Annotated in this window: 18 protein-coding genes; 5 read left to right on the forward strand and 13 right to left on the reverse strand. The window is 70.7% G+C overall.

Annotation, left to right across the window (positions count from 1 at the left end):
• A partial coding sequence (locus G3I65_RS33095) for a helix-turn-helix transcriptional regulator (RefSeq protein ID WP_160699582.1) occupies positions 1-245 on the forward strand: 245 nt, incomplete at its 5' end.
• Positions 246-487: 242 nt separating this feature from the next.
• On the opposite strand, the gene G3I65_RS33100 is transcribed toward G3I65_RS33095, so the two are convergent.
• The gene (locus G3I65_RS33100) at positions 488-1,060 is read right to left on the reverse strand and encodes a TetR/AcrR family transcriptional regulator (protein WP_160699583.1); all 573 of its coding nucleotides are present in this window, start codon (positions 1,058-1,060) and stop codon (positions 488-490) included.
• A gap of 84 nt (positions 1,061-1,144) precedes the next feature.
• Between G3I65_RS33100 and G3I65_RS33105 the strand changes: the two genes are divergently transcribed.
• Positions 1,145-2,020 (forward strand): SDR family oxidoreductase, encoded by an 876-nt coding sequence (locus G3I65_RS33105; protein WP_160699584.1) that lies wholly within the window; start codon positions 1,145-1,147, stop codon positions 2,018-2,020.
• A gap of 57 nt (positions 2,021-2,077) precedes the next feature.
• Here the strand turns inward: G3I65_RS33105 and G3I65_RS33110 are convergent, their stop codons facing one another.
• Together G3I65_RS33110 and gltB are read right to left on the reverse strand one after the other, a co-directional pair.
• A complete protein-coding gene (locus G3I65_RS33110; protein WP_160699585.1) occupies positions 2,078-3,529 on the reverse strand; it encodes a glutamate synthase subunit beta in 1,452 nt (483 codons plus the stop codon).
• A complete protein-coding gene (gltB, locus tag G3I65_RS33115; protein ID WP_160699586.1) occupies positions 3,522-8,093 on the reverse strand; it encodes a glutamate synthase large subunit in 4,572 nt (1,523 codons plus the stop codon). The genes G3I65_RS33110 and gltB overlap by 8 nt, the downstream gene beginning before the upstream one ends.
• Positions 8,094-8,623: 530 nt before the next feature.
• Here gltB and G3I65_RS33120 point away from each other — a divergent pair.
• Complete coding sequence (locus G3I65_RS33120) at positions 8,624-9,256, forward strand: YigZ family protein (RefSeq protein ID WP_160699587.1); 633 nt, start codon at positions 8,624-8,626, stop codon at positions 9,254-9,256.
• Between the two features lie 216 nt (positions 9,257-9,472).
• A complete protein-coding gene (locus G3I65_RS33125) occupies positions 9,473-12,184 on the forward strand; it encodes a GH92 family glycosyl hydrolase (RefSeq protein WP_160699588.1) in 2,712 nt (903 codons plus the stop codon).
• 39 nt (positions 12,185-12,223) lie between these two features.
• Here the strand turns inward: G3I65_RS33125 and G3I65_RS33130 are convergent, their stop codons facing one another.
• The 3 genes from G3I65_RS33130 to G3I65_RS33140 form a co-directional block, all read right to left on the reverse strand.
• Entirely contained in the window at positions 12,224-12,796 is a 573-nt protein-coding gene (locus tag G3I65_RS33130; protein WP_160699589.1) for a GNAT family N-acetyltransferase, read from the reverse strand.
• A gap of 40 nt (positions 12,797-12,836) precedes the next feature.
• Complete coding sequence (locus tag G3I65_RS33135; protein ID WP_166640886.1) at positions 12,837-13,094, reverse strand: hypothetical protein; 258 nt, start codon at positions 13,092-13,094, stop codon at positions 12,837-12,839.
• A 139-nt stretch (positions 13,095-13,233) separates the two neighbouring features.
• Complete coding sequence (locus tag G3I65_RS33140; protein WP_309235852.1) at positions 13,234-13,692, reverse strand: Lrp/AsnC family transcriptional regulator; 459 nt, start codon at positions 13,690-13,692, stop codon at positions 13,234-13,236.
• A gap of 77 nt (positions 13,693-13,769) precedes the next feature.
• On the opposite strand from G3I65_RS33140, the gene G3I65_RS33145 reads away from it, so the two are divergent.
• Positions 13,770-14,828 (forward strand): Glu/Leu/Phe/Val dehydrogenase, encoded by a 1,059-nt coding sequence (locus G3I65_RS33145; protein WP_160699591.1) that lies wholly within the window; start codon positions 13,770-13,772, stop codon positions 14,826-14,828.
• Here G3I65_RS33145 and G3I65_RS33150 read toward each other — a convergent pair.
• From G3I65_RS33150 to G3I65_RS33180, 7 genes are all read right to left on the reverse strand, one after another.
• Complete coding sequence (locus G3I65_RS33150; RefSeq protein ID WP_160699592.1) at positions 14,770-16,020, reverse strand: ABC transporter substrate-binding protein; 1,251 nt, start codon at positions 16,018-16,020, stop codon at positions 14,770-14,772. The genes G3I65_RS33145 and G3I65_RS33150 overlap by 59 nt on opposite strands.
• Positions 16,017-17,159 (reverse strand): branched-chain amino acid ABC transporter permease, encoded by a 1,143-nt coding sequence (locus tag G3I65_RS33155; protein ID WP_160699599.1) that lies wholly within the window; start codon positions 17,157-17,159, stop codon positions 16,017-16,019. The genes G3I65_RS33150 and G3I65_RS33155 overlap by 4 nt, the downstream gene beginning before the upstream one ends.
• 7 nt (positions 17,160-17,166) lie before the next feature.
• Positions 17,167-18,045: a branched-chain amino acid ABC transporter permease gene (locus G3I65_RS33160; RefSeq protein ID WP_160699593.1), complete on the reverse strand. Its 879-nt coding sequence runs from the start codon at positions 18,043-18,045 to the stop codon at positions 17,167-17,169.
• Complete coding sequence (locus G3I65_RS33165) at positions 18,042-18,815, reverse strand: ABC transporter ATP-binding protein (RefSeq protein ID WP_166640887.1); 774 nt, start codon at positions 18,813-18,815, stop codon at positions 18,042-18,044. The genes G3I65_RS33160 and G3I65_RS33165 overlap by 4 nt, the downstream gene beginning before the upstream one ends.
• Positions 18,812-19,621 (reverse strand): ABC transporter ATP-binding protein, encoded by an 810-nt coding sequence (locus tag G3I65_RS33170; RefSeq protein WP_160699595.1) that lies wholly within the window; start codon positions 19,619-19,621, stop codon positions 18,812-18,814. Before G3I65_RS33170 ends, G3I65_RS33165 begins: the two co-directional genes overlap by 4 nt.
• Before the next feature lie 200 nt (positions 19,622-19,821).
• A complete protein-coding gene (locus tag G3I65_RS33175) occupies positions 19,822-20,643 on the reverse strand; it encodes a PHP domain-containing protein (RefSeq protein ID WP_160699596.1) in 822 nt (273 codons plus the stop codon).
• 13 nt (positions 20,644-20,656) lie between these two features.
• Positions 20,657-21,280, reverse strand: coding sequence for a response regulator transcription factor (locus G3I65_RS33180; protein ID WP_160699597.1), 624 nt, complete (start codon positions 21,278-21,280; stop codon positions 20,657-20,659).
• Positions 21,281-21,366: the final 86 nt, after the last annotated feature.

The following is a 21,366-nucleotide window of genomic DNA, read 5'->3' on the forward strand; positions in this document are numbered from 1 at the left end:
CGGCCCCGAAGGCGCCGGGCAACGCGCTGGCGGACCTGCTGGGCCCGACCCGCGCGGCGGCGCTGACGATCCTGGCGGTGGGGTGCTCGACCTCGGAACTGGCGGCGCGGCTGGGGGTCACGCCGTCGGCGGTCAGCAAGCACACGACGGTGCTGCGGCGGGCGGGGCTGATCATCACGCACCGGGAGCGGAATACGGTGCTGCATTCGCTCACGCCGCTGGGAAGCGCTCTCTTGGACCGCTGACCGCCCCGGCCTGGAGTCAGGGCTCCGGGCGTAGCGAGTGGCGCCGGGCGGGCCTGCGGTGTCTTGAATGAGTCATTCAGGACCTCCGGAGACCTGAATGACTCATTCAAGACGTCGGCGAAGCTGCCGGGCAAGCCGCCACGACTTTGCCGGGACCGCGCCGCCCGGATGTAGTGAATGACTCATTCATGTCGTCCGGCGACATGAATGAGTCATTCACTACGCGCGCGGGGCCGGGAGCGTCAGGCGAGGGACGCGGTCGCCGCCACCAGTTCCGCCAAAGCCGCGCGGGAAAGCTCCCCGAAACCGCGCTCGTTCGACGGCTCCACCCAGCGCGCGAACCCCGTCGAGAAAGCGAGACCGCCGATCTCCGCCGCCAGGCTCGCCGCCGGTTCCCCGACCCCGCGCTCACGCAACGCGCCAGCCATCGCGGCCGTCAGCTTCGCGCGCTTGAGCAGTTCACGCTCCCGCAGGTCGCTGTGGCCGGCGACCACGACCTTCACCTTCCGCGCCCACTCCCGCCGCTCGGGCCCGAACACCTCGCCGGTCGCGTCCAGCGCCGCGCCGATCGCCTCGATCGGCGTCGCCTCCGGGGGTGCCGCCGCGATCGAGTCGGCGAAGAGCCGCGTCAGGATCTCCTGCCCCGCGAACAGCACCTCGCGCTTGTCCGCGTAGTGGCGGAAGAACGTGCGCTTGGTCAGGCCGGCGCGCTCGGTGATCTCGGCGACGGTGACGCTCTCGTAACCCCGGTCGAGGAACGCCTCCACCGCGGCGCGCATCAGCCGCTCGCGCGTGTTCGGCTCCCAGCGGCTCATGCGGTCCAGCTTAGGCGATGACACCGGGTGTCATCACGATGCTAGGGTGATGGCACCAAGTGTCATCACGTCACGGAGGTTGTCATGCGGGTATTCGTCACCGGCGCGTCGGGCTGGATCGGCTCGGCCGTCGTCCCCGAGCTGCTCGGCGCGGGGCACGAGGTCGTCGGGCTGGCCCGGTCGGACGCTTCGGCGGCCGCGGTCGAAGCGATGGGCGCGGACGTGCTCCGCGGCGACCTGACCGACCTCGACACCCTGAAGAACGCCGCCGCGAGCGCCGACGGCGTCGTCCACCTGGCCTTCGGGCACGACTTCACCCGCATCGCCGAGTCGATCGAGACCGACGCGCGTGCCGTCGAAGCCCTGGGTTCGGCGGTGGCGGGGAAGCCGTTCGTGGCCGCGTCGGGTACGCCCGTGGTGGCCGGGCGGCCGTCGGCCGAGCAGGACGAGCCGGAGGGCTTCGGGCCGCTGGCTGGCCGGCTGGACATCGCCCGCTCGGTCGTCGCCATGGCGGGTCGCGGGGTGCGCTCGTCGGTGGTGCGGCTGCCGCGCTCGGTGCACGGCGAAGGCGACCGGCACGGCTTCATCGTCCGGCTGGTCGAGTTCAGCCGCGAGAAGGGGGCAGCGGCGTACGTCGGTGACGGTACGCAGCGCTGGCCCGCGGTGCACGTCCTCGACGCCGCGCACCTGTTCCGGCTGGCTCTGGAAGAGGCTCCGGCGGGCTCGGTGCTGCACGCGGTGGGCGACGAAGGCGTCGAGATCCGCGAGATCGCCGCGGTGATCGGCCGGCACCTCGAGCTGCCGACGGCGTCGGTGCCGGCCGAGGAGCTGGGGTTCCTGGGCGGGATCCTGGCGGTCGACCAGCCGGCGCGCAGCGCGCACACGCGGGAGCTGCTCGGCTGGCGCCCGACCCGGCCCGGCCTCCTCGAGGACATCGAGAAGGGCCACTACTTCGGCTGAAAAGTGGGACAGCGCCGGCGGAGGTGGCGACAGTGACACCTCCGCCGACGCCGGGTTCTACGCGATCGGCCGGTCCGTCGGCGCGATCGGGGCGGGCAGGAAGTCCCGCCCGGTGAGGAAGGCGTCGACGCCGGCCGCGGCGCTGCGGCCCTCCGCGATCGCCCACACGATCAGGGACTGGCCGCGGCCCATGTCGCCGGCCACGAACACGTTGTCCAGGCTGGTCTTGAACGCCTTGTCGCGGACCACGTTGCCGCGCCCGTCCAGCTCGACGCCGAGGTCCTCCAGGAGGCCCTGCTTCTGCGGGCCGAGGAAGCCCATCGCCAGCAGGACGAGCTGCGCGGGCAGCTCGCGCTCGGAGCCCTCGACGGGGACGAACTTGCCGCCCTCGTTGCGCACCTCGACCAGCTTCAGCGCCCGCACACGGCCATCGGAGTCACCCAGGAACTCCTGCGTGTTCACCGCGTACAGCCGCTCGCCGCCCTCTTCGTGCGCCGAGGACACCCGGTAGATCATCGGGTACGTCGGCCACGGGTGGGCGTCCGAACGGGACTCCGGCGGCTTGGGCATGATCTCCAGCTGCGTCACCGAACGCGCGCCCTGGCGGTGCGACGTCCCGACGCAGTCCGCGCCGGTGTCGCCGCCGCCGATGACGACGACGTCCAGGCCCGAAGCGTCGAACGGCGACTTGTCCAGCTCGCCCGAGGCGACCCGGTTGGCCGGCGGCAGGAACTCCATCGCCTGGTGGATGCCGTCCAGCTCCCGGCCCGGGATCGGCAGGTCGCGCCAGTCGGTCGCGCCACCGGCCAGAACCACCGCGTCGTAAGAAGACTGAAGCTCCGCCGCCGTGACGTCCACGCCGACGTTCACCGACGTACGGAACTCCGTGCCCTCGGCGCGCATCTGGTCGAGCCGCCGGTCGAGGCGCGACTTCTCCATCTTGAACTCGGGGATGCCGTAGCGCAGCAGCCCGCCGATCTTGTCGGCCCGCTCGAGGACCACGACGCTGTGGCCCGCGCGCGTGAGCTGCTGCGCCGCGGCGAGTCCCGACGGGCCGGAGCCCACGACCGCGACCTTCTTGCCGGTGCGGACGGCGGGGACCTCCGGGGTGATCCAGCCCTCTTCGAAGGCGCGGTCCACGATGGAGATCTCGACGCGCTTGATGGTCACCGGGTCGTCGTTGATCCCGAGCACGCACGCGGTTTCGCACGGCGCCGGGCAGAGCGTGCCGGTGAACTCCGGGAAGTTGTTGGTCGCGTGCAGCCGGTCGATGGCCTGGCGCCAGTCGTCCCGCCACACCAGCGTGTTCCACTCGGGGATGAGGTTCCCGAGCGGACAGCCCTGGTGGCAGAACGGGATGCCGCAGTCCATGCAGCGGCCGGCCTGCTTCTCCAGCTTCGTCGTCGCGAAGTCTTCGTAGACCTCCCGCCAGTCCATCAGCCGGAGGTCGACGGGACGGCGCTTGGGTTCTTCGCGCGTGGTGGTCAGAAAGCCCTTGGGGTCAGCCATGTGCGGCCTCCATGATCGCCTCGTTCACGTCGCGCCCGTCGCGCTCGGCCTGCACCTGCGCCGCGAGCACGCGCTTGTAGTCCTTCGGCATGACCTTCCCGAAGCGGTCGACGCCCGCGTCCCAGTCGGCCAGCAGTTCCCGCGCGACCGCGGATTCCGTTTCGTCGTAGTGCTTTTCCAGTGTCTCGCGCAGGAAGTCCGCGTCCTCGGAGTCGAGCGGGTCGAGGTCGACCATCTCCGGGTTGACGCGGTGCGCGGGCAGGTCGAGCACGTAGGCGATGCCGCCGGACATGCCGGCCGCGAAGTTCCGCCCGATCGGGCCGAGCACGACCATGCGGCCGCCGGTCATGTACTCGCCGCCGTGGTCGCCGACGCCTTCGACGACGGCCAGCGCGCCCGAGTTGCGCACGCAGAACCGCTCGCCGACCTTGCCGCGGATGAAGATCTCACCGCTGGTGGCGCCGTAGGCGATGACGTTGCCCGCGATGATCTGCTCTTCGGCGACGTACTTCGCTTCGCGCGGCGGCCGCACGATCAGCCGGCCGCCGGAGAGGCCCTTGCCGACGTAGTCGTTGCCGTCGCCGATCAGGCGCAGCGTGATGCCCTTCGGCACGAACGCGCCGAACGACTGGCCCGCGGTGCCGGTGAAGGTGACGTCGATGGTGTCGTCGGGCAGGCCTTCGCCGCCCCACCGCTTGGTCAGCTCGGAGCCGAGCATGGTGCCGACGGTCCGGTTCACGTTGCGGACGGGCAGTTCCAGCCGCACCTTGTCCCCGGAGTTCAACGCGCCTTCGGCCAGCTGGATCAGCGTGTTGTCGAGCGCCTTCTCCAGCCCGTGGTCCTGCAGCGTCTGCTGCAGGCGCAGGCCCGCCGGGGCCATGTCGGGCACGTGGAAGATCGGCGACAGGTCCAGCCCCGAAGCCTTCCAGTGTTCGATCGCCTTGCGCTTGTCGAGGAACTCGGCGTGCCCGACCGCCTCGGCGATCGACCGGAAGCCCAGCTCCGCCAGGTATTCGCGCACTTCCTGGGCGATGAACTCGAAGAAGTTGACGACGTATTCGGCCTTGCCGCTGAACTTCTCGCGCAGCTTCGGGTTCTGCGTCGCGACGCCCACCGGGCAGGTGTCGAGGTGGCAGACGCGCATCATGATGCAGCCCGACACCACCAGCGGCGCGGTCGCGAAGCCGAACTCCTCGGCGCCGAGCAGCGCGGCGACGACGACGTCACGCCCGGTCTTGAGCTGCCCGTCGGTCTGCACGACGATCCGGTCGCGCAGCCGGTTGGCCAGCAGCGTCTGCTGCGTCTCGGCCAGGCCCAGCTCCCACGGGCCACCCGCGTGCTTGATGGACGACAGCGGCGACGCGCCCGTCCCGCCGTCGTGGCCCGAGATGAGCACGACGTCCGCGTGCGCCTTGGACACGCCGGCCGCGACCGTGCCGACGCCGACCTCGGACACGAGCTTCACGTGGATGCGCGCGTTCGGGTTGGCGTTCTTGAGGTCGTGGATCAGCTGGGCGAGGTCCTCGATCGAGTAGATGTCGTGGTGCGGCGGCGGCGAGATCAAACCCACACCCGGCGTCGAGAACCGCGTCTTCGCGATCCACGGGTACACCTTCGCACCGGGCAGCTGCCCGCCCTCGCCGGGCTTCGCGCCCTGCGCCATCTTGATCTGGATGTCGTCGGCGTTGACGAGGTACTCGCTCGTGACGCCGAAGCGGCCCGACGCGACCTGCTTCACGGCGCTACGCCGCTCCGGGTCGTACAGGCGCTCCGCGTCTTCGCCGCCCTCACCGGTGTTCGACTTGCCGCCGAGGCGGTTCATCGCGATGGCGAGGGTCTGGTGCATCTCCATCGAGATCGAGCCGTAGGAGATGGCGCCGGTGGCGAACCGCTTGACGATCTCCGAGACCGGCTCGACCTCCTCGATCGGCACCGGCGCGCGCTTGCCGTACTTGAAGTCGAACAGCCCGCGCAACGTCAGCAGCTTCTCGGCCTGGTCGTCGACGGACTTCGTGTACTCCTTGAAGATCTCGTACTTCCCGGAGCGCGTGGAGTGCTGGAGCTTGAACACCGTCTGCGGGTTGAACAGGTGCGGCTCGCCCTCGCGGCGCCACTGGTAGTCCGCGCCGGTCTCCAGCTCGCGGTGCGACGCCCGGACGCCGTCGGCCGGGAACGCGTACTTGTGCCGCTTCGCGACCTCGTCGGCGAGGGTCTCGAAGCCGACGCCGCCGAGGCGGGACGTCGTGCCGGTGAAGCAGGTGTCGATGACCTCGTCGCCGAGCCCGATCGCCTCGAAGATCTGCGCGCCGGTGTAGGACGCGACGGTCGAGACGCCCATCTTGGACATCGTCTTGCGGACGCCCTTGCCGAGCGCCTTGATCAGGTTCTGCGTCGCTTCCTTCGGCGTGACACCCGGGATCAGGCCCTGGTGGGCCATCTCCTCGACGGTCGCCATCGCCAGGTACGGGTTCACCGCGGCGACGCCGTAGCCGATGAGCAGCGCGATGTGGTGCACCTCGCGCGCGTCGCCCGCCTCGACGATGAGGCCGACCTGCGTGCGCGTCTTCTCGCGGACGAGGTGGTGGTGCACCGCGCCGGTCAGCAGCAGCGAGGGGATCGGCGCGTGGTCTTCGTCGACCCCGCGGTCGGACAGCACGATCAGCCGCGCGCCGTCCTCGATCGCCTCCGAGACTTCGGCGCGGATCTCGTCGAGGCGCTTGAGCAGCGCGTCGCCGCCGCCGTGGACGTTGTAGCGGCCGAGCACGGTGACGGCCTGGAACTCGGGCAGGTCGCCGTCGTCGTTGACGTGCACCAGCTTGGCGAGCTGGTCGTTGTCGAGCACCGGGAACGGCAGCACGATCCGGCGGCAGCTGGCGGCGTCGCCGGTCAGCAGGTTCGGCTCGGCGCCGATCTGCGTGCCGAGCGCGGTGACGAGCTCCTCGCGGATGGCGTCCAGCGGCGGGTTCGTCACCTGGGCGAACAGCTGGATGAAGTAGTCGAAGATCAGCCGCGGCCGGCTGGACAGCGTCGCGATCGGCGAGTCGTTGCCCATCGAGCCGATCGGCTCCGCGCCGGTGCGGGCCATCGGCTCGAGGATGCTGTCGAGCTCTTCCTCGGTGTAGCCGAACGCCTGCTGGCGGCGGACGAGCGCGGCGTGCAGCGGGACCTCGCGGTCACGCTCGGGCAGGTCCTCCAGGTGCAGGAGACCGGCCTCGACCCACTCGTCGTACGGGTGCGCGGTGGCCAGCTCGGTCTTGATCTCGTCGTCCTCGATGATCCGGCCCTCGGCGGTGTCCACGAGGAACATCCGGCCGGGTTCGAGGCGACCCTTGCGGACGATCGTCGCCGGGTCGATGTCGAGCACGCCGACCTCGGAGGCCAGCACGACGAGGCCGTCGTCGGTCACCCAGTACCGGCCGGGGCGCAGGCCGTTGCGGTCGAGGACCGCGCCGATCTGGGAGCCGTCGGTGAAGGCGACCAGCGCCGGGCCGTCCCACGGTTCCATCAGCGTCGAGTGGAACTCGTAGAAGGCGCGCCGGGCCGGGTCCATCTCCTGGTGGTTCTCCCAGGCCTCCGGGATCATCATCAGGACCGAGTGCGGCAGCGAGCGGCCGCCGAGGTGGAGCAGCTCCAGCACCTCGTCGAACGACGCCGAGTCGCTGGCGCCGCGGGTGATCACCGGGTAGATCCGCTTGAGGTCGCCCGGGACCAGGTCGGTCTCGAGCAGCGCCTCGCGGGCGTCCATCCAGTTGCGGTTGCCGCGCAGGGTGTTGATCTCGCCGTTGTGCGCGACGTACCGGTACGGGTGCGCCAGCGGCCACGACGGGAAGGTGTTGGTGGAGAAGCGGGAGTGCACCAGGCCGATGGCGCTGGTGACGCGCTCGTCGGTGAGGTCGGCGAAGAAGCGCTCGACCTGCGGCTCGGTGAGCATTCCTTTGTAGACGATCGTGCGCGAGGACAGCGACGGGAAGTAGACGTCGTCGTCGACGAGCTCGTGCTCGGCGCGCTTGCGGACGCAGAAGGCGCTGCGCTCGATGTGCAGCGGGTCCGAATGCTCCGGCTTCGGGCGGCGCGCGGTGAGGAACAGCTGCGTGAAGTGCGGCATGGTCTCGGCCGCGGTGGGCCCGCAGTGCTCGGTGTGCACCGGCAGCTCGCGCCAGCCGAGGACGCGCATGTCCTCTTCCGCGGCGATGCGCTCGATGGTCGTCATGGCCCGGCCGCGGCGCTTTTCGTCCTGCGGCAGGAAAGCGGTGCCGACGGCGTAGGTGCCCGGCTCGGGCAGCTCGAAGTCGACGACTTCGCGGTAGAACTCGTCCGGGACCTGGATGAGCAGTCCCGCGCCGTCCCCGGTGTCCGGTTCGGCACCCCGCGCCCCGCGGTGTTCCAGGTTGCGCAACGCGACCAGGGCTTTGGCGACGATCGCATGATCGCGCCGCCCGGTCAGGTCGGCGACGAAGGCGACACCGCAGGCGTCGTGTTCGTAGTCGCTCCGGTAGAGGCCCTCGGCCTCGGCGTTGCTGAACTGCTCCCCGGACGGGGGCAGGGAATTGGCACGGTGGGTCACGGCTGGCCGCCTCCCAAGGCGTTGGCGCGACCGGTACTCACTCCATCGTGTGGTTCGAGCTGAACCGGTTAACGAAGTGGTCCGGTACCGCGATGGTCAGTCGAGAACAGTTGCTGTTGTCGAGGTGCAAGACGCCGCGTGGGACCGGCCGAGCGTCGATGCTCGGAAACCGGACGCGGTCATCTGGGAGGCCGCACGACACTGGGCAGCCGAACATGTCGGGTGCTGCGTGCGCGCACGACGGACCACTGTGGTGGGGGTCAGCCGAGCGCGCGGTGTTACTCCCGGGTTCGCCGGGTCTTATGACGATAGTGTGAATTCGCTGTTATCGACATACGTCGTTGCCCCCGGGTGGGAAATGCCACGCTTACGTTGACGGGCCAGGGGGTAGTCCCATATGCCGGGCTGTCGCTCCCGAATAACGGCGAAGGACGCCGCTGACCTGCGAAAACGTCCGTCCCAAGTGGTCCGGGGCACGTGGCGCGGCGCCGTGCCGGGGTGGGAAGCTGGGGGCATGGCGGACTCCTCCGATGACTGATCGTTATCTCTCCGTGGCTCGATCCGGGGTCCACGAGATCGAGATCAAGCGCTCCCGCTTCCTCTGCGCGCTCGCCCCGGTGACGTCGGAGGAGGCCGCGCGCGAGTTCATCGCGGGCCGCCGTCGCGCCGATCCGGGGGCGCGGCACCACTGCCACGCCTTCGTTCTGGGCCCCGACGGCCGGACCCAGCGCTCGAGCGACGACGGCGAGCCGGCCGGCACCGCGGGCACGCCGATGCTGGAAGTGCTGCGGCGCCGCGAGGTGACCGATGTGGTCGCGGTGGTGACCCGGTACTTCGGCGGAGTGCTGCTGGGCGCGGGCGGGCTCATCCGCGCGTACGGACAGTCCGTTTCGGAGGCACTGGAAGTTGTTGGTGTACTAGAACACCGGCGGCTCGCGTTGGTGGAAGTGGCGGTGAGCTACGACCGCGCGGGCCGGCTGGAGAACGACTTGCGCGCGTCGCCGTACCTGGTTCACGCGACCCGGTTCGGGGAGCTGGCGCGGTTCGAGATCGGGCTGGCGCCGGGGGAGGCGCCGACGTTCGAGAGCTGGCTGGCCGACCTGACGAACGGGGAAGCGGCGACGACGGCGCTCGGCGACCACTGGGTGGTCCACCGGCACTGACTGGTCCGGTCCGCGGATCGCTTGCCGCACAACGAACTTTCGGTGCTTCCGCCGGAGGGTGCCGCCGTGGCACCATGTCCTGCCACCGAGTTCCCGGTACCACTTCGATCCCCTCGACGTTGTCAGCGCGGCACCCGCCGATCTGACAACGTTGTCACGACGTCCGACAACGTTGTCGCCCGGCGGAAAGCGTGCGACAAGGAGAGGAAGGGTTCCATGTCCGGACCACTCTCGAAGCTGCGCAGACGGTTGCGCGGGGCTCTGCTCGCGGCCGCGCTCGTCGGCGCGGGGCTCGCCGCGACACCCGCCGACGGCGCGACGCTCGCCCTTACGCAGTACGTGAATCCGTTCATCGGCACCGACAACAGCAACTCGCCCAACCCGGTTCCCGGCGGGGCCGGCGGCAGCACCTACCCCGGCGCCGTGGTGCCGTTCGGGATGGTGCAGTTCAGCCCGGACACCCCGACCGCGTCGCCGTCCGGGTACCGCTACAGCGACACCAGCATCGAAGAGTTCAGCCTCACCCACTTCAACGGCGCCGGCTGCCCCAACAACGAAGACCTCGGCCTGCTGCCGATCACCGGCGCCATCGGCACTTCGCCGGGCACCGGCTGGACCGGCTACGCGGGGCGCTACACGAAGGCGAACGAATCGGCCGCGCCCGGGTACTACAAGAACAAGCTCGACAACTACAACACGACCGTCGAACTTTCCGCGACCAAGCGGTCCGGCTCGATGAAGCTGACCTACCCGAACACGACGTCCGCGCGGCTGCTCGTCAACACCGGCCGCAGCGCCACCGGCAACCGCACCGGGTCCATCTCCATCAGCGGCAGCCAGCTCACCGGCGCGGTGACCGGCGGCGGTTTCTGCGGTTCGTCGAAGACGTACCAGATCTACTACGTGATCCAGTTCGACCGCGCGCCCAGCGGGTTCGGCACCTGGCTCGGCGGCACCGTCAGCGCCGGGTCCGCGAGCACCAGCGGGACGAACTCCGGCGGTTACGTCACGTTCGACACGTCCAGCAACACCACCGTGCAGGCGAAGGTCGGTATCTCGTTCGTCAGCCTGGCCAACGCGCAGGCGAACCTCGCCGCCGAGAACCCCGGCTTCGACTTCGCCGGGATCCGGAGTGCCGCCGACACGAGCTGGAACGACGTCCTCAACCGCGTGCAGGTGACCGGCGGGGCGGCCGCGGACCTGCAGAAGTTCTACACGGCGCTGTACCACGTGTTCCAGAACCCGAACATCGCCAGCGACACCAACGGCCAGTACCGCGGGTTCGACCAGGCGATCCACACCGCGTCCCACACCGTCTACCAGAACTACTCCGGCTGGGACATCTACCGGTCGTGGGCCGCGCTGATCGGGCTCCTCGCCCCGAACGAGGCGAGCGACATCGCGAAGTCCATGGTGCTGGACGGCCAGCAGGGCGGCCTGCTGCCCAAGTGGTCGCACAACAACAACGAGCACTTCGTGATGACCGGTGACCCCGGGCCGATCATCGTCGGCAGCATGTACGCCTTCGGGGTCCGCGGCTTCGACACCGCGGCGGCGCTGGCGCTGATGGACAAGAGCTCCAACGGCGGTACGGCGCAGGGCCAGGCGATCCGCGGCCGGGAAAGCGGCTACCTCAGCCGGCACTACATCTACGAAGACCCGTCCGACTCGCTCGAATACTCGGCGTCGGACTTCGCGATCGCGCAGTTCGCGAAGTCCGTCGGGGACACCGCGAAGTACACCACCTACATGCAGCGCGCCCAGTGGTGGCAGAACGTGTTCGGCCCCGAATCGGGCTACGTCCAGCCGCGCGGCAGCGACGGGAACTGGGCGTGGCCGGTCGTGCCCTCGAGCGACAGCGGGTACACCGAGGGCAACCCGTCGCAGTACACCTGGATGGTGCCCTACAACTACCAGGGCGTGATCAACCTGATGGGCGGGCGCAAGACCGCCGTCCAGCGGCTGGACCACCACTTCACCCAGCTCAACGGCGGCCTCACCCAGCCGTACTTCTACATCGGCAACGAGCCCGAGCACGGCGTGCCGTGGGCCTACAACTACGCGGCCTACCCGCAGGGCGCCAGCTCGGCGGTGCGGCGCGTGATGAACGAGTCGTTCACCACCGGCGCGGGCGGCCTCCCCGGCAACGACGACCTCGGCGCGACGTCGGCGTGGTACGTCTTCGCGGCACTGGGCATGTACCCGGCGACGCCGGGCGCGGACGTCCTGGCGCTGCACGGCCCGCTGTTCCCGTCGGTCTCGATCGTCCGCCCGAGCGGGACGATCCAGATCACCGGCTCCGGCGCGGGCCAGGGCGCGCAGTACGTGCAGAGCCTGAGCGTCAACGGGACCGCGACGACCAAGTCGTGGATCCGCTACGGCGACATCGCGGGCGCGTCGAGCCTGAACTACACGATGGGCTCGTCGCCGAGCGGCTGGGGCACGAGCACCGCGGACGTCCCGCCGTCCTACAACGACGGGTTCACCCCGCCGCCGGCCGCGCCGGAGCTGGGCACGAACCTGGCGCAGGGCAAGGCGGCGACGGGCTCGGCCACGTGCAACTCGGCCGAGACCGCGGACAAGGCCGTCGACGGCAGCCTGGCGAACAACAGCAAGTTCTGTTCCACGGCCGCGACGAAGTTCCTCCAGGTCGACCTCGGGTCGGCGCAGAACGTGTCGTCGTTCGTGGTCAAGCACGCGGGCCTGGGCGGGGAGACGACCGGCTGGAACACGGGCGCGTTCACGATCCAGACGTCGACCGACGGCAGCACGTGGACGACGGTCGCGTCCGTGTCCGGTTCGCGGGCCAGCCGCACGTACCACCCGATCACGACCCGGTCGGCCCGGTACGTGAAGCTGAACCTGACCACGCCGGCCAACAACGGCAACGGCGCGGCCCGGATCTACGAGTTCGAGGTCTACCGCTGACCCGCCGGTCGTGAGTGCTGAGTCGGGTTCTAACCCGACTCAGCACTCACGACCACGGGACCACTGCTCGCGGGTGATGGCGTACTCGACTTCGCCGTGTTCGCTGCCCTGGGCCCGCTCGTGCTCGGGGAACTCCTCGAAGTACGTGCGGACGAACGTCATCCCCAGTTTCTCCATCACGCGCCGCGAACGCTGGTTCACCGTCATGGTGAACGCCGTCACGCGGGTGACCCCCAGTTCGGTGAAGCCCTTCGCCAGCAGCGCCGCCGAGCCTTCGGTGCCGTAGCCCTTGCCCCACGCCTTGCGGTGCAGCCGGTAGCCCAGCTCCGGCTCGTCCGGCGGGTCGTGCGGGCGCGGGCGGAAGTGGAACCACCCCAGGAAATCGCCGGTCCGCTTCTCGATCGCCGCCCAGAACCCGTAACCGGGGAAACGCTCGTAGTAACCGAGGAACGCGGGGAGATCCTTTTCGACGATCTCCGCGCGGTCGGCCGGCAGGCCCCCATTGAGGTACTTCATCACGTCCGCGTCGTCGTAGAGCTCGAACAGCGCGTCCGCGTCGTTCTCGGTGAACCGGCGGAAGATCAGCCGCTCGGTTTCGAGGAATACGTGCATCGGGTGATGCTGGCAGCGACCCCGGTGCGTGGCAACGCAATTACGCCGCGATGGCGAGGACCTCGCCGAGCGCCGACGCGCCGGCCTCGGTCAGCAGCGCGGGCACGAGGTCGCCGCACTTGCCGGGGTGCGCGGGCGCGATCAGGCCGAGCCGCGCGAGGCGGTGCGCGGTGGACTGGTCGCAGCAGCTCAGGCCGTCGATGAAGAGGTCGGGTTCGCAGCTGCAGCTGATCTCGGCGTGGCCCTCGGCCACGGCTCTCAACGTGGCCCGCTCACGATGGTTCAAGTCGGTGATCATGGCGGCGCCTCCTTCCCGTCGTGGCCCATTAGACGCCTCACCACCGACAGTTTCCGCCTCTCAGCGTGCGAACCCGGGTATTTCAGGGGTTCACGTAGGGGTGGCGTGTCGCGGTTTTCCGGGTGATCCCCGGATACCCCTAAGCCAGTGGTTCAAGCGTCGTCTTGCGCAGGTGGCGGAAAACGATCGACGTGCGGAACCCGACGATCTCCCGGCGCAGTGCCAGCCGGTCGGTGAGGAAAGCGTGCAGCGCGTCGATGTCGGGTGTCGTGACTTCGATCAGGAAATCGTCACTCCCCGCGGTCACGTACACCGAAAGCACTTCCGGGAGTTCGGCGATCGACCGCTGGAAGGAGTCGATGACCGCCCGGCTCAGCGGCCGCACCTGCGCCGTGACGAGCGCCCGGACGCCGCGGTTGAGGCTCGGCAGGTCGATGTCGGCGTGGTAGCCGCGGATGACGCCGCGCTCCCGCAGCAGCCGGATGCGCTCGAGGCACGTAGACGGCGCGATGCCGACCTTGCGGGCGATGTCCCGGTTGGTCTGCCGCGCGTCTTCCTGCAGGTGCCGCACGATCGCCGAATCAAGTTCGTCGAGCACCGTGGCCTCCTCGTCGTGACCGAATTTCGTTCGGCAACGCATCCGTGCCGTTGGCGATCAGCCTAACTTTCACGGCCATGACCGCACATGAGCACCTCGTCGTCCGGCGTGGCCGTCGATCCGGCATCACCACGATGGTCGCGATCCACTCGACCGCACTCGGCCCCGCCGTCGGCGGCTGCCGCTTCAAGCCCTACGCCACGCTCGAAGAAGCCGTCGGCGACGTCCTGCGCCTCTCGGCGGCCATGACGGCCAAGTGCGCCGTCGCCGGGCTCGCGTTCGGCGGCGGCAAGAGCGTCATCGCGCCGGAGCCCGGGCGCGTGCTCTCGCCCGAGGAGCGCCGCGCTGTCCTGCTCGACCACGCCGACCTGATCGCGGAGTTCGGCGGCGCGTACCGGGCCGGCCCGGACGTCGGCACCGGGCCGGCCGACATGCTCGTGCTCCGGGAGGCCTCGCCGTACGCGTTCTGCACGCCCGAGTCCGCGGGCGGAACCGGTTCCTCCAGCGGCCCGACCGCCGTCGGCGTGCTCGCCGCGCTCCGGGCGGCCGGACCGGCGGACCTGACCGGGCGCCGGGTGGTGATCAGCGGCTACGGCTCCGTGGGCGCGCACCTCGCGGCGAGCCTGCACGCGGCGGGCGCCGACGTCGTCGTCTCCGACATCGACCCCGCCAAGCGCGCCGAGGCCGAGCGGAGCGGCCTGACCTGGACCGAGCCGGAGAAAGCGCTCACCCTGACCGCGGACGTGGTCATCCCGGCCGCGGTCGGCGGCGTGCTGAGCCCCGAGACGGTGGCTCGGCTCGACACTCCGCTCGTCGTCGGGCCGGCCAACAACCAGCTCACCGACGACGCCGTCGCCGACGACCTGGCCGCGCGCGGCGTCCTGTGGATCCCCGACTACGTGGCGAGCGCCGGAGGGATCCTCTACACGCTTTCGCGCGAAGCGGAGGGCCTGGACCACGAGGCCGCGCTGGCCCGCGTCGAGACGATCGAGCAGACCGTCACCGACCTGCTGAACGCCGCGAAGGCCAGCGCGACCACCCCGCTGCACGAGGCGGCCGCGCTGGCCGGACGCCGGCTCACTTCTGGTGCGGCGCCACGTACTCCTTCGCTTCGGGAGCCTCGAACAACGGCTTGACGTACCGGACGCCACCCTCGGCCGACGCGTCCGGGGTGGCCGCGTACACCTGGCGCGTCGCCGGCGTCCCCGGCTTGGAGAAGTCGAGCGCCGCGACCAGGTTGTCCGTGTTCGCCGACGTCGTCTGCTTCAGCGCCGCGGCGATGCCGTCGCGGGTGAGGTCCTTGTTCTCGCAAGCCTTCTTCAGGACCGCGCCCCAGACTTCGCCGACCGCGTAGCCGTAGGGGACACCGCCGTTCGGCGTTTCCTTGTACGCGGCCTTGTACTTCGCCGCGACGTCCTTGGCCTTCGGCAGGTCGGCCGAGAACGGCACGCTGCTGGCGACGACCGTGAGCTTGTCCAGCGCGCCCGCGGCCGGGCTCTTGAGCAGCTGCGGGTCGAACGTCGGGTTGTTGCCCAGCACCGGCACGTTCAGCCCGAGCGCCTTGTTCGTCGCGACCGCGGACCCGGTCTGCGCGGGCGTGGTGGTCAGCACGATCGCCTTGACCCCGGCGCCCTTGAGGCCGGTGACGACGTTGGTCAGGTCGCTGTCGGTCGAGGTGATCTTCACTTCCTTGACCGTCAGGTTGTGCTTCTTGGCGTAGAACTGCGAGCCGCGCAGGCCGTTCTTGCCGTACTCGCCGTCGATGTAGACGTGCCCGATGGTGTCGCCGTCCTTGATCAGGCCCTGCTCCTGCAGGTACGACAGGCCGTCGATGATCTCCAGGTCGTAGGTGGTGCCGACGATCATCACGTACGGGTTGTCGAGCAGCTCGGACGACCAGGACGCGGGCGCGGCGACGGCCTTGTCGGTGGCCAGGTTCTGCTTCAGCGCGGCGACCACCGGCGAGCCGAGCAGCTGCACGAACCCGAGCACCTTGGGCTCGACCTGCGGGTACAGCGTCTTCGCGGTGTCGGCCTTGTAGCCGTGGTCGACCTCTTCGAGCTTGACCTGCCGCCCGCAGACCCCGCCGGCGGCGTTGAAGTCCTTGGCCCACAGCTCGTTGCCCTGGGTGACGCCGAGGCCGAGGTTCTTGAACACCCCGGACTTGTCGGTCATCACGCCGAGCGTCACCTCGGTCGCCGTCACCCCCTTGCCGGTCTTGACGCCGGAGCTGTCGGAGCCGGACGAGCCGGAGTCGCCGGCCTTCGTGCTGCACGCCGAAAGGACGAGGACGGCCGCCAGCGCCGCCGCCAGGTGTGTGCGTTTCATGGTTTTTCCTCCGGGGGTTGACGGCGCCGCGTGAGCCGGCGGCCGATCGCGGCGAGCCCGCCGGGCTCGAAGAGCACGACGAGGACGATCGCGGCGCCGTAGACGAACGAGCTGACGAGGACGGGCGTCAGCGCGCCGTCGCCGGTGCCGGAGAACCAGCCCAGATCGGCGGAGTACAGGGCGAGGACCTGGGGCAGGCCGTTGACGATCAGCGCGCCGACCAGCGCGCCGGACACCGAGCCGAGCCCGCCGATGATGACCATCGCCAGGTAGGCGATGGAGACGTTGATGCCGTAGGTGCCGAACTCGCTCTCGTCCGGCTTGAGGATGTCGAACCACAGCACGGTCATCGCGCCGGCCAGGCCGCCGTACGCCGACGAGACCGCGAACGCGCCCGCCTTCGCGCGCATGACGCTGACACCCATCACCGCGGCCGCGGCTTCGTTGTCGCGCACCGCCCGCCACGACCGCCCGACCCGGCCGCGCACGGCGCCGCGGGCGATCACGAACGCGAGCACGGTCAGCAGCAGGAACAGGTACCACATGCGTTCGGCCTGCCGGATCGGCACTCCGAGCAGGGATATTTCGGGGCCGTCGTTGCTGAAGGGGAAGCCGAACAGCGAGAACGGCGCCGGCGTGCGCCCGGTCGACGTCCCGCCGGTGTACTCCTCGGCCGACTGTCCGAAGTAGAGGCCGAGGAACACCAGCGCGAGGGAGGCGACCCCGAGGTAGATCCCGCGCAGCCGGCCGGCGACCGGGGCGAAGGCCAGGCCCAGCAAGGCCGCGACGGCCACCGCGCCCAGCAGCGAGAGGCCGGGGTCGAGGCCGAACCCGATCACGCGGTCGTCGTCGGTTGGTCCGGAAAGGACGGTGTAGGCCGTGCCGCCGGCGAGCAGGAAGAACGCGTGCGCCAGGGAAAGCTGCCCGGCCTGCCCGACCACCAGCGTCAGCCCGATGGCGCCGACGCAGCCGATCATCATGTACTGCCCGGCTTTCAGCCAGGCCGCGTCGAGGTAGAGCGGCAGGGCGAGCAGTACCACCAGCAGGGCGAGCCAGGCCACCGTGCGCACGAGCTTGGCCAGGCTCCGGCGGGGCCGCGGCGGTGCCTGCGACTCAGGGGGAGCGTCCACTTCGGACACGGCGCTGTCAGACACGCGTTCGCTCCCTCGTGCCGAACAGCCCCGAGGGCCGCACCACCAGGACGACCAGCATCACCAGGAACACCGCGCTCTTGGAGAAGTCGAACGAGACGTACTGCGCGGAGAGCGCTTCCACGAGCCCGACGACCAGGCCGCCGACCACCGCGCCCGCCGTCGAGTCGAGCCCGCCGAGGATCGCCGCGGGGAACGCGGCCAGCGCGATCGAGTGCGTTCCGCGCGACAGCCCCGCGCCGGAGAAGTCCTGCGTGGCGATGAACAGCACGGCCACGCCGGCCAGCAGCCCGGCGACCAGCCACGCGGTCGCCGTCACGCGGGAGCTGCGGATGCCCATCAGCGCGGCGGCTTCCCGGTTCTCCGCCTGGGCCCGCATGGCCACGCCCCAGTTCGAGTACTTGAACGCCAGCCAGAACGCCGTGATCAGCACCGCGGCCACGCCCAGCGCGACCAGGTGGGTGCGGAAGAGCGTGATCCCGCCGAGCTGGAACGGCTTCGCGTCCCACGCGTCGCCGAGGAAGGGCAGCGTGACGCCGAGCCGGCGCACGATCTCCTCGGTGACGATCACGTCGACGCCGATGGTGAGCAGCGCCAGGCTGTTCGCGTCGGCGTGCCGGGACCGCGACAGCAGCAGCCGCTCCACGACCAGGGCGAGCAGCCCGGCCGACACGATGCCCACGAGCGACGCGCCGACCCAGCCGAGCGCGTCCCGCGTCACCACGACGACGTAGCCGCCGAAGAGCACGAGCGAGCCGTGCGCGAAGTTGACCACTTCGGTGGCCTTGAAGATGATCACGAACCCCAGCGCCAGCAACGCGAACACCGCGCCCTTGCCGAGGCCGTTCACCACGAGCTGCAGGAATGTGTTCACGCCGCCTCCGTGCCCAGGTAGGCCTTGATGACGTCCGGGTCGGACTGGACTTCCGCGGGGGTGCCGTCGGCGATGCGGCGGCCGAAGTCGAGCACGGTGACCCGGTCGGCGATGCCCATCACCAGGCCCATGTCGTGCTCGACGAGCAGGATCGAAATGCCCAGCTCGGCGCGGATCCCGCTGATCGTGCCGGCCAGCTCCGCGGTTTCGGCCGCGTTCATCCCGGCCGCGGGCTCGTCGAGCAGGAGCAGCACCGGTTCGACGGCGAGCGCGCGGGCGAGGTCGACGCGCTTGACGACGCCGTAGGGCAGCGCGCCGACCGGGGTGTCCACGACCGGGCCGAGGCCGAGGAACGCGCAGATCTCCCGGGCCCTGGCTGAGTGCCGCCGTTCGGCGCGGACCGTCCACGGCAGCCGCAGCCCGATCTCGAGGAACCCGCCGCGGGTCAGCGCGTGCCTGCCGAGCATGACGTTGTCCAGCACGGTCGAACCGGCCGACAGCGCGGCGTTCTGGAACGACCGGCCGACGCCGAGGCGCGCGAGCTTGTGCGGCGCGCGCCCGGTGAGGTCGGTGTCGCCGAGCCGCACGCGGCCCGTGTTCGCCCGGTAGAGGCCGCTGATCACGTTGAAGCAGCTGGACTTCCCGGCGCCGTTCGGCCCGATCAGCGCGTGCAGCGAACCGGGGGCGACGGTGAAGCTCACTTCGTCGAGGGCCCGGATCCCGCCGAACCGCAGGGAGACGTCCTCGACGCGCAGTTCCGGCGGCGTCATCCGGCCCACCTCGACAGGGTCCGGCCGGCGAGCTGCTCGCGGGCGCGTTCGGCCTCGGCGTCGGCGGTCTCCTGCGATTCGGCGTGCCCGCCGAGGTAGAGCCGCTGGACGTCCTGGCTGGCGGCGAGCTCGGCCGCGGTCCCGGCCAGCGCCACCCGGCCGACCTCCAGCACCACGGCGTGGTCGGCGACGCCGAGCGCCATCACGGCGTTCTGCTCCACCAGCACCACGGCGGTGCCCTGCTCGTGGATCTCCCGGATGGTCCGGCCGATCTGCTCGACGATCTTCGGCGCCAGCCCGAGCGAGGGTTCGTCGAGCAGCAGCAGCTTCGGCGCGGACATCAGCGCGCGGCCGATCGCGAGCATCTGCTGCTCCCCGCCGGACAGCAGCCCGGCGCGCTGCTTGGCGCGTTCCTTCAGGACGGGGAACAGCTCGTCGACGCGCTCGCGTGCGGCGGTCCGTTCGGCGGCGGTCCGGGCGCCGATCCCGCCGGCGCGCAGGTTCTCCTCGACGGTCATCCGGGCGAAGACCTGCCGCCCCTCGGGGACGCCGACGACGCCGAGCCGGACGATCCGGGCCGGGTCGAGCTTGCCGAGCGCCTGCCCGTCGTAGCGGATTTCGCCGGCGTCGATCGAGCCCCGGTGCATGCGGAGCGTGCCCGAGACGGCCCTGAGCAGAGTGGACTTCCCGGCGCCGTTGCTGCCGAGCACGGCCAGCACGCCGTCGGCGGAAACGTCGAGGTCGATGCCGTGCAGGGCGGGCGTGGACCGGCCGTACCGCACCCGCAGGCCACGTACGGTCAGCACGGACTCACTCCAGGACGCAAGAGGCCTCCTCCGCTCGTGTGACGTGAGTCACGATCAGTGGCGGTCATCCTGCGTTCACCGATGGCCTTCGGACACCCCCACTTGGAGACCCCTCTGGCTACGAAACGGACACGGCGTAGCCCGGCCCAATGCACTGAATGACTCATTCATGTCGTCCGACGACATGAATGAGTCATTCACTACATCCCGGCGGCAGACTCCCGGAGCGCCGCGAACACCTCCGGGGAGGTGGTGCACTCGCCGAGGCGGACCGGCTTGCGGTCGCCGTGGAAGTCACTCGACCCGGTCGTGAGCAACCCCAGGTCCGCGGCCACTTCCCGCAGCCGCTCCCGGACCTCCGGTGGCTGCTCGGGGTGGTCCACCTCGATCCCCGCCAGCCCGGCGCCGGCCAGCGCGGCCAGCTGCGCGTCCGAGACCGAAGCCCGCCGCTTGACCGAGCGCGGGTGAGCCAGCACCGCCACCCCGCCCGCCGCGCGGACCAGGCCGACCGCGTCCACTGTGGCCAGGACGTGCTTCGGGACGTCCGCGCGGCCGCCGTCGGCGATCCAGTCGGCGGTGAAGGCGTCGGTGATGCCCACGGCGGCCAGCGCGGCGGCGATGTGCGGCCGCCCGAGCGACGCACCCCCGGCGATCTCGCGCACCTGCGTGAGGGTGATCGGCGCGCCCAGCTCGCGGCAGCGTTCGACCATCCGCACGCCACGCCGGTCCCGGTCGGTGCGGATCAGCTCCAGCTCGGCGGCCAGCGCCGCGTGCCCGGGGTCGACGAACAGCCCCAGCAGGTGCACCTCGGCGTCGTCGAGGCGGCACGAGATCTCGACGCCGGGGACGAGTTCGACGTCAGAAGCGGCCGAAGCGGCCGAAGCCGCGGCCACGCCCGCGAAGGTGTCGTGGTCGGTGAGGGCCAGCACCGTCAGGCCGGCTTCGGCGGCCAGCCGGGGCAGCTCCGACGGCGGTGTCGTCCCGTCGGAGGCCGTGCTGTGCGCGTGCAGGTCGATCGTCACCCGAGCGACGATCTCACAGCAGCCCGGCCTCGCTGGCCTTGCCGATCGCCTCGACCCGGTTGCGCGCGCCCAGCTTGTGCAGCGCCGACTGCAGGTACGTCTTCACGGTGTTGCGCGCCAGCCCGGTCGACTCCGCGATCTCCGGGTTCGTCTGCCCCTGCGCGGCCAGCCGCAGCACCTCGTACTCCCGGCGGGTCAGCCCGCTGCGGGCCAGCGCGTCCGACCGCTGCCCTTCGTCGGGCAGGATCCGCGGGTCGACGACGCGTTCGCCGCGCAGGACCCGCCGCAGCGCCGCCACGAGGTCGGTGCCCGCGACGTCCTTGAGCAGGCAGCCGTGCGCGCCCGAGTCGAGCGCGGCCAGCACGCCCTGGTGGTCGCCGTGCGCGGTGAACACCACGATCCGGGCCGTCGGGTGGACGTGCCGCAGCTCGGCGATCACCTCCGGCGCGAGCATGTCCGGCAGCCGCAGGTCGAGCAGGATGAGGTCGGGCCGCAGCTGCGCGACGCGCTGGATCGCCGCCCGCCCGGACTCCGCCGAGCCGGCCACCTGCAGGCACGGGTCCGAGCGCAGCAGCAGCGTGACGCCGTCGCGGACCACCGGGTGGTCGTCGACGACGAACACCGTCGCGGGCGTCACGGCCGCACCAGCGGTACCCACGCGCGCAGCGTGCAGCCGTCGTCTTCGTCGCGGACCAGGCTGACCCGGCCGCCCAGCCGCGCGGC

It is taken from the genome of Amycolatopsis sp. SID8362, assembly GCF_010550475.1.
Lineage (GTDB): Bacteria > Actinomycetota > Actinomycetes > Mycobacteriales > Pseudonocardiaceae > Amycolatopsis > Amycolatopsis eburnea.